At 70.7% G+C, this 14,772-nt stretch carries 15 protein-coding genes; 11 read left to right on the top strand and 4 right to left on the bottom strand.

What is annotated here, in order from left to right:
- The first annotated feature begins 77 nt into the window (after positions 1-77).
- The 11 genes from AQJ27_RS03875 (at position 78) to AQJ27_RS03825 (ending at position 11,751) form a co-directional block, all read left to right on the top strand.
- Positions 78-1,229, top strand: coding sequence for an NAD(P)/FAD-dependent oxidoreductase (locus AQJ27_RS03875; protein WP_067361579.1), 1,152 nt, complete (start codon positions 78-80; stop codon positions 1,227-1,229).
- Entirely contained in the window at positions 1,226-1,525 is a 300-nt protein-coding gene (locus AQJ27_RS03870; protein ID WP_060898511.1) for a (2Fe-2S)-binding protein, read from the top strand. The genes AQJ27_RS03875 and AQJ27_RS03870 overlap by 4 nt, the downstream gene beginning before the upstream one ends.
- Positions 1,515-2,918, top strand: a complete 1,404-nt coding sequence (locus tag AQJ27_RS03865; protein ID WP_067361576.1) for an FAD/NAD(P)-dependent oxidoreductase — start codon at positions 1,515-1,517, stop codon at positions 2,916-2,918. The genes AQJ27_RS03870 and AQJ27_RS03865 overlap by 11 nt, the downstream gene beginning before the upstream one ends.
- Positions 2,919-2,993: 75 nt before the next feature.
- A complete protein-coding gene (locus AQJ27_RS03860) occupies positions 2,994-3,890 on the top strand; it encodes a dihydrodipicolinate synthase family protein (RefSeq protein WP_067361574.1) in 897 nt (298 codons plus the stop codon).
- A 57-nt stretch (positions 3,891-3,947) separates the two neighbouring features.
- On the top strand, positions 3,948-4,949 hold the full coding sequence (locus AQJ27_RS03855; RefSeq protein WP_067361573.1) for a proline racemase family protein: 1,002 nt from the start codon (positions 3,948-3,950) through the stop codon (positions 4,947-4,949).
- Positions 4,950-5,007: 58 nt separating this feature from the next.
- A complete protein-coding gene (locus AQJ27_RS03850) occupies positions 5,008-5,700 on the top strand; it encodes a GntR family transcriptional regulator (protein ID WP_067361570.1) in 693 nt (230 codons plus the stop codon).
- 63 nt (positions 5,701-5,763) lie between these two features.
- Positions 5,764-6,762: a LacI family DNA-binding transcriptional regulator gene (locus AQJ27_RS03845; RefSeq protein WP_201264228.1), complete on the top strand. Its 999-nt coding sequence runs from the start codon at positions 5,764-5,766 to the stop codon at positions 6,760-6,762.
- Between the two features lie 158 nt (positions 6,763-6,920).
- Positions 6,921-8,270, top strand: a complete 1,350-nt coding sequence (locus AQJ27_RS03840; protein WP_067361566.1) for an ABC transporter substrate-binding protein — start codon at positions 6,921-6,923, stop codon at positions 8,268-8,270.
- Positions 8,271-8,278: 8 nt separating this feature from the next.
- Complete coding sequence (locus tag AQJ27_RS03835) at positions 8,279-9,250, top strand: carbohydrate ABC transporter permease (RefSeq protein WP_235613395.1); 972 nt, start codon at positions 8,279-8,281, stop codon at positions 9,248-9,250.
- Positions 9,247-10,128, top strand: coding sequence for a carbohydrate ABC transporter permease (locus AQJ27_RS03830; RefSeq protein WP_067361564.1), 882 nt, complete (start codon positions 9,247-9,249; stop codon positions 10,126-10,128). The genes AQJ27_RS03835 and AQJ27_RS03830 overlap by 4 nt, the downstream gene beginning before the upstream one ends.
- A 30-nt stretch (positions 10,129-10,158) precedes the next feature.
- Entirely contained in the window at positions 10,159-11,751 is a 1,593-nt protein-coding gene (locus AQJ27_RS03825) for a glycoside hydrolase family 13 protein (protein ID WP_067361562.1), read from the top strand.
- Between the two features lie 7 nt (positions 11,752-11,758).
- On the opposite strand, the gene AQJ27_RS03820 is transcribed toward AQJ27_RS03825, so the two are convergent.
- The 4 genes from AQJ27_RS03820 to AQJ27_RS58435 form a co-directional block, all read right to left on the bottom strand.
- Complete coding sequence (locus AQJ27_RS03820) at positions 11,759-12,571, bottom strand: ABC transporter ATP-binding protein (RefSeq protein ID WP_067361560.1); 813 nt, start codon at positions 12,569-12,571, stop codon at positions 11,759-11,761.
- Positions 12,572-12,591: 20 nt separating this feature from the next.
- Positions 12,592-13,371: an ABC transporter permease gene (locus AQJ27_RS03815; RefSeq protein ID WP_067361559.1), complete on the bottom strand. Its 780-nt coding sequence runs from the start codon at positions 13,369-13,371 to the stop codon at positions 12,592-12,594.
- Positions 13,368-14,141 (bottom strand): ABC transporter permease, encoded by a 774-nt coding sequence (locus AQJ27_RS03810; RefSeq protein ID WP_067361556.1) that lies wholly within the window; start codon positions 14,139-14,141, stop codon positions 13,368-13,370. The genes AQJ27_RS03815 and AQJ27_RS03810 overlap by 4 nt, the downstream gene beginning before the upstream one ends.
- Positions 14,138-14,772, bottom strand: a 635-nt coding sequence (locus tag AQJ27_RS58435) for an ABC transporter substrate-binding protein (RefSeq protein WP_244313862.1), incomplete at its 5' end; no start/stop codon positions are given. The genes AQJ27_RS03810 and AQJ27_RS58435, both read right to left, overlap by 4 nt.

The following is a 14,772-nucleotide window of genomic DNA, read 5'->3' as shown; positions in this document are numbered from 1 at the left end:
AACTCCCGTGTCCGACATACGCCGTGGACTGTTCCCGGCTGCTTCCCGACCAGAGAAGCATGTGACATAGTACTGGTGTGAGCGAGCGGCTGACCTGTGATGTCGTGGTCGTCGGAGCCGGAATGGTCGGCGCGGCCTGCGCGCTGTACGCGGCCCGGTCGGGCCTCGACGTCACTCTGGTGGACCGCGGCCCGGTGGCCGGCGGGACCACCGGCGCGGGTGAGGGCAATCTGCTCGTCTCCGACAAGGAACCCGGGCCCGAACTCGACCTCGCCCTGCTGTCGGGGCGTCTGTGGGCCGACCTCGCGGAGGAGCTGGGCGAGGCCTTCGAGTACGAGGCCAAAGGGGGCGTCGTCGTGGCCGCCACGCCCGAGGGGCTCACCGCGCTGGAGACCTTCGCGGCGGGACAACGAGCCGCCGGGGTCGAGGCGGTGCCGGTCGCCGCCGATCAACTCCACACCCTGGAACCCCACTTGGCACCCGGACTCACGGGCGCCGTGCACTACCCGCAGGACACCCAGGTGATGCCGGCACTCGCCGCGGCGCACCTGGTGCGGGCCTCGGGGGCGCGGCTGCTGACGGGGCGGACCGTGACCGAGGTGCTGCGTACGGCGGACGGGGCGGTACGCGGCGTGCGGACCGACCGTGGTGACCTGCACGCCCCGGTGGTCGTCAACGCGGCCGGCACCTGGGGCGCCGAAGTGGCCGCCCTCGCGGGCGTCTTCCTGCCCGTTCTGCCCCGACGCGGCTTCGTACTGGTCACCGAACCACTGCCGCGCCGGGTGCGGCACAAGGTGTACGCCGCGGACTACGTCGCCGACGTGGCCAGCGACTCGGCCGCGCTGGGGACCTCACCCGTCGTGGAGGGCACCGCGGCGGGACCGATCCTGATCGGCGCGAGTCGTGAACGGGTCGGCTTCGACCGGTCGTTGTCGCTGCCGGCCGTACGGGCGCTGGCGGCCGGGGCGACCCGGCTGTTCCCGTTCCTCACCGACGTACGGGCCCTGCGGACGTATCTGGGTTTCCGGCCGTACATGCCCGACCACCTGCCCGCGATCGGCCCCGATCCACGGGTGCCTGGGCTCTTCCACGCCTGCGGGCACGAGGGCGCTGGAATCGGCCTCGCCACCGGCACCGGGCGGCTGATCGCGCAGGTCGTCGCGGGCAGGACGCCCGACCTGGACCTCACGCCGTTCCGGCCCGACCGCTTCCCGAAGGAGGCCGGGTGAATCCCCTGGAACTGGTCGGGGCCGAGCCGGGTCCCGCGTTCACCGTCACCCTGGACGGCCGGGAGATCACGGCCCTGCCCGGGCAGACCGTCGCCGCCGCACTGTGGGCGGCGGGCGTCACCTCCTGGCGCGCCACCCGCGGCGCGGGCCGCCCGCGCGGCGTCTTCTGCGGCATCGGCGTCTGCTTCGACTGCCTGGTGACCGTCAACGACCGGCCCAACCAGCGGGCCTGCCTGGTGCCGGTCCGAGCGGGCGACACGATCCGTACGCAGGAGGGGACGGGCCATGGCGACTGAACGACCGCACCTCGCGGTGATCGGAGCGGGACCGGCCGGGCTGGCCGCGTCCCTGGCCGCCGCGGCGCACGGTGTCCGGGTCACGCTGATCGACTCGGCGGCCGGAGCGGGCGGCCAGTTCTACCGGCGGCCCCCGGCGGGACTCGGGGCCCGGCGCCCGGAGGCCCTGCACCACCGATGGCGGACCTGGCGGCGCCTTGGGGACGCACTGGCCGCGCGGGTCGAGGCGGGCACGATCAGGCATCTGGCGGACCATCACGTGTGGTGCGTCGAACCCGTGGAACGTGCGGAACTTGTCGTGCACGCGCTGCTCGGCCCCCTCCAGGAGGAGCCCGTCACCGTCCGCGCCGACGCCGTGCTCCTCGCCACCGGTGGGTACGAGAAGGTGTTGCCGTTCCCGGGCTGGACCCTCCCCGGGGTCGTCACCGCCGGTGGTGCGCAGGCCATGCTGAAGGGCGGCCTCGTCGTCCCCGGGCAGCGGGCGGTCGTGGCGGGGACCGGGCCCCTGCTGCTGCCCGTGGCGACCGGGCTCGCCGCCGCGGGGGTCGAGGTCGCAGCCCTCGTCGAGTCCGCCGACCCGAAGGCGTTCCTGCGGCGGCCCGTGGCACTGGCCGCACACCCCGCGAAGGTCGCCGAGGGAGTGCGGTACGGCGCCCGACTCCTGCGACACCACGTCAAGGTGCTCCCACGGCACACCGTCGTCGCGGCACACGGCGAGCAGCGGCTCGACGCCGTGACCGTCGCCGCGCTCGACACCCACGGACGGGTCGGGCCCGGCACCGAACGGCGCATCGCGTGCGACACGCTCGCCGTCGGGCACGGCATGCTGGCGCACATCGACCTCGCCGAGTCGCTCGGCTGCCGTATCGACGGCCTGAACGTCGCCGTGGACGAGGAGCAGCGCACCGACGTGCCGGGCGTATGGGCCGCGGGCGAGACCACCGGCATCGGCGGCGCGGCGCTGTCGCTCGCCGAGGGACACATCGCGGGACGCTCGGCCGCGGCCCGGCTGACGGGGACGCGGCCCGACCCGCACACATGGGCGCGCGCCGCCAGGTCACGCAGGAGAGCACGGGAGTTCTTCGCCGCGCTCGACACCGTCTACGCGCCACCCGCGCACTGGACGGATCAGGTCACCGACGAGACCGTCGTCTGCCGCTGCGAGGAGGTCACCGCCGGTGCGGTCAGGAAAGCCGTCGACGAGCTCGGCGCGGGCGACGTACGGACCGTGAAGCTGCTCACCCGCGCGGGGATGGGCTGGTGTCAGGGCCGGATGTGCGAGCCCGCCGTCGCCGGACTCGCCGGATGCGAACAGACGCCCGCTCGGCGGTTGTTGGCACGCCCCGTACCGCTCGGGGTGCTGGCGAGGGCCGGGGATCCCGAGGACGACTGACCACCTTCGTACCGCCCCGCCCCATCACGACCGCACATCAGTGAAATGTCACACACCACGGAGAGGGAACCGCTCATGACCGCCACCGAGAACCGTCCCTGGCGCGGCGTCCTCGTCGCCACCGCGCTCCCGCTGCACGACGACCTCTCCGTCGACTACGACCGCTACGCGCAGCACTGCGCCTGGCTCGTCGAGAACGGTTGCGACGGCGTTGTACCGAACGGCTCGCTCGGCGAGTACCAGGTACTCACGCCCGAGGAGCGCGCCAAGGTCGTCGAGACGGCGGTGTCGGCGATCGGCGGCTCCCGCGTGATGCCCGGCGTCGCCGCCTACGGCTCCGCCGAGGCCCGCCGCTGGGCCGAGCAGGCCCGCGACGCCGGCTGCCGCTCCGTGATGCTGCTGCCGCCGAACGCCTACCGCGGCGACGAGCGTTCCGTCCTCGCCCACTACGAGGCGGTGGCCGAGGCGGGCATCCCGGTCGTCGCGTACAACAACCCCATCGACACCAAGGTCGACCTGGTGCCCGAACTGCTCGCGAAGCTCCACGCGGAGGGGTACATCCACGGCGTCAAGGAGTTCTCGGGCGACGTCCGCCGCGCCTACCGGATCGCCGAACTCGCCCCCGAACTGGACCTGTTGATCGGCGCCGACGACGTCCTGCTGGAGTTGGCCGTCGCGGGCGCGAAGGGCTGGGTGGCCGGCTACCCGAACGCGCTGCCCGCCGCGAGCGTAGAGCTGTACCACGCGGCCGTCGAGGGCGACCTCGACACGGCACGGCTGCTCTACCGACGGCTGCACCCCCTGCTGCGCTGGGACTCCCAGGTCGAGTTCGTCCAGGCCATCAAGCTGTCCATGGACATCGTGGGCCGGCACGGCGGGCGGGTGCGTCCACCGCGCGTCCCGCTGCTGCCCGAGCAGGAGGCCACGGTCCGCGCCGCCACCGAGAAGGCCCTCGCCGCCGGTCTCGCCTGAGCGCCGCTCCTCGAATACGCCAAGTTCCCAGCGAACAGCAGGAGTTACGGAGATCCCATGCGCAGCAGACTCGTCCTGCACGCCGTCGACTCGCACACCGAGGGCATGCCCACCCGGGTGATCACCGGCGGCATCGGGACCATCCCCGGCGCGACCATGAACGAACGGCGGCTGTACTTCCGCGAACACCGCGACGACATCAAGCAGCTTCTGATGAACGAGCCGCGCGGCCACTCCGCGATGAGCGGCGCCATCCTCCAGCCGCCCACCCGCCCGGACTGCGACTACGGCGTCCTCTACATCGAGGTGTCGGGCTACCTCCCGATGTGCGGGCACGGCACCATCGGCGTGGCGACCGTCCTGGTGGAGACGGGCATGGTCGAGGTCGTCGAGCCGGTCACCACGATCCGGCTCGACACCCCGGCGGGCCTCGTCGTCGCCGAGGTCGCGGTCGAGGACGGCGCCGCCCGCGCGGTCACGCTCAAGAACGTGCCGTCCTTCTCGGCGGGCCTCGACCGCAAGGTCACCCTGCCCGACGGCCGGACGGTGACGTACGACCTCGCGTACGGCGGCAACTTCTACGCCATCCTGCCGCTGGAGCGGTTCGGCCTGCCCTTCGACCGGTCACGAAAGGAGGAGATCCTCGCCGCCGGACTGTCGCTGATGGCGGCCGTCAACGCCGAGGACGAGCCGGTCCACCCCGAGGACCCGTCCATCCGCGGCTGCCACCACGTCCACCTGTACGCGCCCGGCGCCACCGCCCGTCACTCGCGCCACGCCATGGCGATCCACCCCGGCTGGTTCGACCGCTCGCCCTGCGGTACGGGCACCAGCGCGCGCATGGCGCAACTGCACGCCCGCGGTGAACTCCCCCTGCACACGGAGTTCGTGAACGAGTCCTTCATCGGGACGCAGTTCACGGGACGACTGCTCGGCACGACCGAGGTCGCCGGAATCCCGGCGGTGCTGCCCAGCTTCACCGGCCGCGCCTGGATCACCGGCACCGCCCAGTACCTGCTGGACCCGACCGACCCCTTTCCTGCGGGTTTCGTGCTCTAGCGATACTGGTACCGCATGACATTGCACCAGTGCCCCGTGCCGTACGAGGAGTCGACCCATGCCCGCCACGCGCAGCAGCGCACCCTCCGCCGCTCCCGCCGCCCTGCCCGTCCTCGGCGGCAAGAAGAGCAGCTACCGCGAGCGCGTCGCCGACGCCCTGCGGGCCGCGCTGATCGCGGGCGAGCTACGGGCCGGCGAGGTGTACTCCGCGCCGACGCTCGCCGCCCGCTTCGGCGTCTCGGCGACACCGGTACGCGAGGCCATGCTCGACCTCGCCAAGGAGGGTCTCGTCGACACGGTGCCCAACAAGGGCTTCCGGGTCACCGCGGTCTCCGAGAAGCAGCTCGACGAGTACACCCACATCCGCTCGCTGATCGAGATCCCCACCACCGTGCAGCTGGCCACCACCGCGGACCCGGTCTCCCTGGAGGCGCTGCGCCCGGCCGCCCGGGAGATCGTGACCGCGGCGGCGGCCGGTGACCTCATCGCCTACGTCGAGGCGGACATCCGCTTCCACCTCGGTCTGCTCGCGCTCGCGGGCAACGCCCACCTGGTCGAGGTCGTCGGCGACCTCCGCAAGCGCTCGCGCCTGTACGGCCTCAACGCCCTGGTCGAGGCGGGCCGCCTCCAGGACTCCGCCGAGGAGCACCTCGAACTCCTCGACGCCCTCGTGGACCGCGACCCCGAGGCCGTACGGAGGGTCATGACCCGGCACCTGGGCCATGTCCGTGGCCTGTGGGCGGCCCACTAGGTCCGACCGGACCCGGTGGGTGTTACGCAAGCAGCTTGCATTTCTTGCGCTATTCTTGCGCGCATGACGCGACGACTTGCTCAGGTGGCGAAGAAGGTCGGGGTCAGCGAGGCCACGGTCAGCCGGGTGCTCAACGGGAAGCCCGGCGTCTCCGACTCCACCCGGCAGGCGGTGCTCTCGGCGCTGGACGTGCTCGGCTACGAGCGGCCCACCCAGCTGCGCGGTGAACGCGCGCGGCTCGTGGGGCTCGTCCTGCCCGAGCTGCAGAACCCGATCTTCCCGGCGTTCGCCGAAGTGATCGGCGGGGCGCTCGCACAGCTCGGGCTGACGCCGGTGCTCTGCACCCAGACCAAGGGCGGCGTCTCCGAGGCGGACTATGTGGAGCTGCTGCTCCAACAGCAGGTCTCCGGCGTGGTGTTCGCGGGCGGACTGTACGCACAGGCCGATGCCCCGCACGAGCACTACCGGGAGCTCGCGGACCGCAACATCCCGGTGGTGCTGGTCAACGCGGCCATCGAGCACCTCGGCTTCCCGTGCGTCTCCTGCGACGACGCCGTGGCGGTCGAGCAGGCCTGGCGCCACCTCGTCTCGCTCGGTCACGAGCGCATCGGTCTGGTGCTCGGGCCCGCCGACCACATGCCCTCGGCGCGGAAGCTGGCGGCGGCCCGTGCGCTCGCCCCCGAGCTGCCCGACGCGCACATCGCGCGGTCCATGTTCTCGATCGAGGGCGGCCACGCGGCGGCCGCCCGGCTCATCGACCGCGGGGTCACCGGTTTCATCTGCGCCAGCGACCCGCTCGCCCTCGGTGTCGTACGCGCCGCCCGTCGCAAGGGACTCGGCGTGCCGTCACAGGTGTCCGTCGTGGGCTACGACGACTCCGCGCTGATGAACTGCACCGAGCCGCCCCTGACCACCGTCCGCCAGCCCATCGAGTCGATGGGCCGGGCGGCCGTCGAGCTGCTCAACGCGCAGATCGGCGGGAGCAGCGTCACCGCCGAAGAACTTTTGTTCGAGCCGGAGTTGGTGGTCCGGGGGTCCACCGCGCAAGCGCCACGCTCCTGAGATCCACTCCGCTGTCAAATAATTCCAGATTCTGCGCGACATCTTGCGGACCCTTGTCGGCGGTGCTTGAGTGTGCGGCGCCAGCACACGGCGGTGCGCCAGATCAAGGTGGCGTGCCTCCGTGGGCCTTCCTCGCTCCTGCCCAAAGGGGTCCACCGATGAGAAGTACCGGGTTCCGCCGTACCTTCGTAGTGCTCACGGCGTCCGCCCTCGCGCTCACCGCCACCGCCTGCGGTGGCAGCGACGACGGCTCCGCGGGTGGCAAGACCCGCATCACGGTCAACTGCATGCCTCCGAAGAGCGCCAAGGTCGACCGCTCTTTCTTCGAGGCCGACATCAAGGCGTTCGAGAAGCAGAACCCGGACATCGACGTCGTCGCGCACGACGCGTTCCCCTGCCAGGACCCCAAGACGTTCGACGCCAAGCTCGCCGGCGGCCAGATGGAGGACGTCTTCTACACGTACTTCACCGACTCCAAGCACGTAGTCGACATCAACCAGGCCGCCGACATCACGTCGTACGTCAAGGACCTCAAGAGCTACGGCACCATCCAGCAGCAACTGCGCGACATCTACACCGTCGACGGCAAGGTCTACGGAGTGCCGCGCACCGGCTACTCGATGGGACTCATCTACAACCGCAAGCTCTTCCAGAAGGCCGGTCTCGACCCCGACAAGCCCCCGGCGACCTGGGAAGAAGTGCGCGCGGACGCCAAGAAGATAGCCGCGCTCGGCGGCGGCACCGTCGGCTACGCCGACTACAGCGCCCAGAACCAGGGCGGCTGGCACTTCACCGCCGAGATGTACTCGCAGGGCGGCGACGTCGTCACGCCGGACGGCAAGAAGGCCAGCGTCGACACCCCGGAGGGCAAGGCCGTCCTGCAGAACCTGCACGACATGCGCTGGACCGACAACTCCATGGGCAGCAAGCAGCTCCTCGTCATCAACGACGTCCAGCAGCTCATGGGCTCCGGCAAGCTCGGCATGTACCTCTCCGCGCCCGACAACATCCCGATCCTCGTCAAGGAGAAGGGCGGCAACTACGACGACCTCGCCCTCGCGCCCATGCCCGGCGGCAAGGGCACGCTCATCGGCGGCGACGGCTACATGTTCAACAAGAAGGACAGCCCCGAGCAGATCAAGGCCGGCCTGAAGTGGCTCGACCACATGTTCCTCACCCCCGGAGCGGGCTTCCTCGGCGACTACGCCCGCGCCAAGCAGAACAACGCCCCCGTCGGCCTCCCCGAGCCCCGGCTCTTCACCGGCGCCGCCGACGCGAAGGACCAGCAGGTCAAGAAGGCCAACGCCAATGTGCCCGTGGAGAACTACCAGGCCTTCCTGGACGGCAACCAGAGCCTGCAGATGAAGATCGAGCCGCCCCAGGCGCAGCAGATCTACTCGGTCCTCGACGGAGCCGTCTCCGCGGTCCTCACCAAGAAGGACGCGAACATCGACCAGCTCCTGAAGGACGCCTCCGGAAAGATCGACTCCATCCTGGCCCGGGGCTGACCAGGCGCATGAAGACCGCATCGAAGCCCGTGGTGCTTCCTCCGGCCGCCGTCGGCGCGCCGGAGGTGCCGCGGTCGGCCGGGCGCCGGGCGAGGGGCCCGTGGCGCCGGCGCCTGGCCGACCAGTCCCGCGCGTACGCCTTCCTCGTCGGCGGCCTGCTCTGCTTCGCGCTGTTCTCCTGGTACCCGGCGATCCGCGCGGTCGTGATCGCCTTCCAGAAGTACACGCCGGGCTCATCGCCCCAGTGGGTCGGCACCGCCAACTTCACCCGTGTCTTCCACGACCCGGAGTTCACCGCGGCCTGGCGCAACACGTTCACCTTCACGCTCCTCGCCCTGCTCATCGGCTTCGCCGTCCCGTTCGTGATGGCCCTGGTCCTCAACGAACTCCGGCACGCGAAGGCCTTCTTCCGGGTCGTGGTGTACCTGCCGGTGATGATCCCGCCGGTGGTCAGCGCCCTGCTGTGGAAGTGGTTCTACGATCCCGGAGCGGGCCTCGCCAACGAGGCGCTGCGCTTTCTGCACCTGCCCACCTCGAACTGGTCCAACGGCGCCGACACCGCGCTCATCTCCCTGGTCATCGTGGCGACCTGGGCCAACATGGGCGGCACGGTCCTGATCTACCTGGCCGCGCTCCAGGGCATCCCGGGGGAGCTGTACGAGGCGGCGGAACTGGACGGCGCGAACATCCTCCAGCGCATCCGGCATGTGACGATCCCGCAGACCCGCTTCATCGTCCTCATGCTGATGCTGCTTCAGATCATCGCCACGATGCAGGTCTTCACCGAGCCGTTCGTCATCACCGGCGGCGGCCCCGAGAACGCCACGGTCACCGTCCTCTACCTCATCTACAAGTACGCGTTCCTCTACAACGACTTCGGCGGCGCGTGCGCGCTGAGCGTCATGCTCCTCGTGCTGCTCGGTCTCTTCTCCGCGGTCTATCTGCGGCTGACCCGCTCGGCGGGGGAGGAGTACTCATGAGCAGCGGCACCCGCACCCTGGTCTCCCCGCTCACCCTCGCCCGCCCCCGCGGCAAGGCCCTCTACTGGACCGTCTTCACGGCCGTCGTCCTGCTCTTCGCCCTCGCCTTCCTCTTCCCGGTCTACTGGATGGTGACCGGCGCGATGAAGTCCCCGGACGAGGTGACGCGGACCCCGCCGACCCTCGTGCCCAAGGCATGGCATCTCAGCGGCTACACCGACGCCTGGGACCTGATGGACCTGCCGACCCACCTGTGGAACACGGTGGTGCAGGCCGCCGGCGCCTGGCTGCTCCAGCTCGTGTTCTGCACGGCCGCCGCGTACGCCCTCTCCAAGCTGAAGCCGGCCTTCGGCAAGGTGATCCTCGGCGGCATCCTCGCCACCCTCATGGTCCCGGCGCAGGCGCTGGTCGTGCCGAAGTACCTGACCGTCGCCGACCTCCCGCTGATCCACACCAGCCTGCTCAACGACCCGCTCGGCATCTGGCTGCCCGCCGTGGCCAACGCCTTCAACCTCTATCTCCTCAAGCGCTTCTTCGACCAGATCCCGCGCGATGTCCTGGAGGCCGCCGAGATCGACGGCGCCGGACGGCTGCGTACCCTCTGGTCCATCGTGCTGCCCATGTCCCGCCCCGTCCTGGGCGTCGTGTCGATCTTCGCCCTGGTCGCCGTCTGGCAGGACTTCCTCTGGCCGTTGATGGTCTTCTCCGACACCGACAAGCAGCCGATCAGCGTGGCCCTCGTCCAGCTGTCGCAGAACATCCAGCTGACCGTGCTCATCGCCGCGATGGTGATCGCCAGCATCCCCATGGTCCTGATGTTCCTGGTGTTCCAGCGGCACATCATCGCCGGGATCAGTGCGGGCAGCACGAAGGGCTGACACCGATCCCGCAACAGAAAGGCAGGCACCGTGGGACAGCCCACCCATGCCCAGAACTGGTGGCGCTCCGCCGTCATCTACCAGGTGTACGTCCGCAGCTTCGCGGACGGGGACGGCGACGGCACCGGCGACCTCGCGGGCGTCCGCGCCAAACTCCCGTATCTCGCCGAACTCGGCGTGGACGCCCTGTGGTTCAACCCCTGGTACCTGTCCCCGATGAAGGACGGCGGCTACGACGTCGCCGACTACCGTGTCATCGACCCGGCCTTCGGGACGCTCGCCGAGGCGGAGAAACTCATCGCCGAGGCGAAGGAGCTGGGCATCCGCACGCTCGTCGACATCGTGCCCAACCACGTCTCCGACCAACACCCCTGGTTCCGGGCCGCCTTGGCCGGGGGACCCGAACGCGAGCTCTTCCACTTCCGTCCCGGACGCGGCGAACACGGTGAACTCCCGCCCAACGACTGGCCGTCCCAGTTCGCGGGCTCCACCGAACCCGTCTGGACCCGGCTGCCCGACGGCACCTGGTACCTCCACCTCTTCACCCCCGAGCAGCCCGACCTCAACTGGGCGCACCCGGCCGTCCGCCAGGAGCACGAGGAGATCCTGCGGTTCTGGTTCGAGCGCGGCGTGGCGGGCGTCCGCATCGACTCGGCCGCCCTGCTCGCCAAGGACCCGGACCTCCCCGACTTCGTCGAGGGCCGCGACCCGCATCCGTACGTCGACCGCGACGAGCTCCACGACATCTACCGCTCCTGGCGCACGGTCGCCGACGCCTACGACGGCATCTTCGTCGGCGAGGTCTGGCTCCCCGACACCGAGCGCTTCGCCCGCTATCTGCGCCCCGACGAGCTGCACACCGCCTTCAACTTCTCCTTCCTGTCCTGCCCCTGGGACGCGGGACGCCTGCGGACGTCCATCGACGAGACCCTCGCCGAACACGCCCCGGTCGGCGCGCCCGCCACCTGGGTGCTGTGCAACCACGACGTGACCCGTACGGTCACCCGCTACGGCCGCGCCGACACCGGCTTCGACTTCGCCACCAAGGCCTTCGGCACCCCGACCGACCTCGCTCTCGGCACCCGCCGGGCCCGCGCCGGGGCCCTGCTCTCCCTCGCCCTGCCTGGCGCCGTCTACCTCTACCAGGGCGAGGAGCTGGGTCTGCCCGAGGCCGAGATACCCCGCGACCGGATCCAGGACCCGATGCACTTCCGCTCCGGCGGCACCGACCCGGGCCGGGACGGCTGCCGGGTCCCGCTCCCCTGGACGGCCGACGCGCCGTACGCGGGCTTCGGCGGCGAGCCCTGGCTGCCGCAGCCGAGCGGCTGGTCCGCGTACGCCGCCGACCTCCAGGCCGCCGACCCCGGCTCGATGCTCTCCCTCTACCGCGCGGCCCTGACGATCAGACCGGAGTTCGGCGACGGCCCGCTCACCTGGCTGCCCGCGCCCGAGGGGGTACTCGCCTTCGCCCGGCCCGGGAAGGAGGGGCGGCTGCTGTGCGTCGTGAACCTCGCCGACACCCCCGCCGACCTCCCCGCCCACTCCCGGCTCCTCCTCGGCAGCGGCCCCCTGGACCCACAGGGGCGACTGCCGAAGGACACGGCGGTCTGGCTGCGCGGCTGAGCGTCACTCAGGTGAGCGTCTTTTCGGGGGGACCGGCATCGGTCCCCCCGCGCTTCGCCGCCTGGATCTGCTCGTACACATGGGTCCGCAGCTCGGCGAAGCGCGGGGCGACCCGGGTGTGCAACTGGTCCCGCTCGTCCGGGAGATCGACCTTCAGCTGCTCCTGTACGACGGTGGGGGAGGCGGAGAGGATCAGGACCCGTTCGCCGAGATACACGGCCTCGTCGATGTCGTGGGTGACGAACAGGATGGTGATGCCGCGTTCCCGCCACAGGCCCCGCACCAGGTCCTCCAGATCGGCCCGGGTCTGCGCGTCGACCGCCGCGAACGGCTCGTCCATCAGCAGGACGGCGGGCTCGTACGCGAGCGCGCGGGCGATCGCGACGCGCTGCTGCATCCCGCCGGACAGCTGCCACGGGTAGGCCCCGGCGGCATCCGTGAGCCCGACCGACTCCAACGCGTCCATGACCAGCTCCCGACGCCGAGCCTTGCTCAACGGCTTCTGCTTCAGGGGCAGTTCGACGTTCTCCCGCACCCGCATCCAGGGGAACAGACTGCGTCCGTACTCCTGGAACACGAACGCCATGCCCGGCGGCGGACCGCTCACCGGGCGGTCGTTCAGCCGTACCTCGCCCGCCGTCGGCGTGAGCAGCCCGCCCATGCACTTCAGGAGCGTGGTCTTGCCGCATCCCGACGGGCCGACCAGACAGACGAGTTCGCCCGCCTCGACGGTGAAGGTGAGGTCCCGTACCGCCTCCACCCGGCGGCCGGAACCCTCGTAGACCTTGTTCAGGCCGGATACGACAAGAGACGCGTGCATGGACCGCCCTTTCGCGAGCTTCACGGAGACCGCCGGGACACCGCGCGCAGACCGTGGTACCAGCCGAGCACCCGGCGCTCGACCAGTTGGAAGACGACCGAGAGAAGGAAACCGAGCAGGCCCAGAACGAGGATTCCGGTCCACATGTCGGGGATCGCGAAGCTCCGCTGGAATTGGACGATGGTGAAGCCGAGGCCGTTGCTGGCCGCGAACATCTCGCTGATGACCATCAGGATGATCCCGATGGACAGGGCCTGGCGCAGTCCCGCGAAGATCTGCGGGCTCGCCGCGCGCAGGACCACGCTGCGCAGCCGGGCCACGCCCGTGATGCCGTACGAACGCGCCGTCTCCGCCATCACGGAGTCGACCGCCCGCACGCCCTCGACCGTGTTGAGCAGGATCGGCCAGACACAGCCGCTCGCGATCACGGCGATCTTCATCGTGTCGCCGATGCCGGCGAACAGCATGATGACGGGAACCAGGACGGGAGGCGGTACCGCGCGCAGAAACTCCAGGACCGGCTCGCACACTGCCCGCACCCGCCGGTACGAGCCGATGACCGTGCCCAGCGCCACGCCCACGACGGCCGCCGCCGCGTACCCGGCGAGCAGCCGCAGCACGCTGGGCACGAGGTCGGAGCGCAGCCGCTCGCTCGTCCAGACGTCCGGGAAGGTCCTGAGGATCGTGCGCAGCGGCGGCCAGTACACGTTCGTACTGCCGTCGGACGCCAGCCACCAGAGCGCGACGAGCAGCGCGGGCAACGCGACGACGAAGAACAGCCGCAGCAGGAAGAGCCTCACACCATCACCTCCCCGCGCACCGACTGGTGCCAGGCCAGCGCCCGCCGCTCCACCGTACGGGCGCCCACGTTGATCAGCAGCCCGAGCAGTCCGGTGACCACCACCAGCGCGTACATGTCGGGGACCGCCTGCGAGGTCTCGGCGACCGCGATCCGCGCGCCCAACCCCGGTGCTCCGATGACGAGTTCGGCGGTCACGGCGAGGATGAGGGCCACCGCGGCGGCGAGCCGGACGCCCGTCATGACGTACGGGAGGGCCGTGGGCCACAGGACGTGCCGGACGCGTGCCCACGGGCCGAGGCCGTACGAGCGGGCCGTCTCCTCGGCCACCGGGTCGACGTCCTGGACGCCGTACAGGACCTGGACGAGGACCTGCCAGAACGAGGCGTACACGACGAGGAGGAGGACGGAGCGCAGTTCGGTGCCGTAGAGCAGGACGGCGAGGGGGATCAGGGCGACGGAGGGGATCGGGCGCAGGAACTCGATCGTCGAGGCGGTGGCCTCACGCAGATGGGGCACGACCGAGACGAGCAGCCCCACGACGACACCCGCGCCGACCGCGATCGCCAGGCCCAGCGCCCAGCCGGTCAGCGTGTCGCCGAGCGCCGTCCAGAAGGCGTGGTCGGTGACCTCCTGGCCGAGCGCGTCGGCGATGCGGCTGGTCGGCGGGAAGTACGCCTCCTTGACGAGACCGAGCCGCGGCACCGCCTCGCCCAGCGCGAGGAAGGCCGCGAGCCCGGCAGCGCCCAGGGCGGCGTTCGCACCCCTCACGGCAGCAGCTTGTCGAGGTCGGGCGTCGACTTGAACAGCCCGTCCTGCTCGCCCAGCTTCTCCAGCGCCTCGATCGACGCACGGTTCGCCTTGGCCGGCCACTTCGGAAGGGTGACCTGGGCCAGTGTCGCCGCCGGGATCTTCGTGTACGTGGTGACGGCCTGGCGTACCTCGTCCGGGTGGGCGTCGGCGTAGGCGAGGGACTCCGCGGTCGCCTCCTGGAACTTCTTCACCACGTCGGGGTTCTTCTGCTCGTACTGCGTCGAGGTGAAGTACATCGCCACGGTGAGGTCCTTGGCGACGTCGACCAGGGACGAGGCGATCTCCGTGGCGCCCTGGCCCTTGACGGTGGCGAGCGCCGGCTCGACCACCATCGCGGCGTCGATCTGGCCGCTGTCCAGGGCGGCGGGCATCTGATCGAAGGCCAGCTCGACGAACTTCACCTTGGACGGGTCACCGCCCGCCTTGCGCACCGACTCGCGCACCGCCGTCTCGTTGATGTTCTTCAGCGTGTTGACGGCGACCTTCTTCCCCTCCAGTTCCTTCGCGGACTTGATCGGGCTGCCCTTCTTCACGGTGATGGCGCCGAAGTCCTTGCCCGCCACGCCCGTCGAGGCGACCCCGTTGACGA

This window comes from Streptomyces olivochromogenes, assembly GCF_001514115.1.
GTDB lineage: Bacteria > Actinomycetota > Actinomycetes > Streptomycetales > Streptomycetaceae > Streptomyces > Streptomyces olivochromogenes.
Note: the sequence above shows the minus strand (reverse complement) of the source record. Positions and strands in the feature narration are given on the sequence as shown.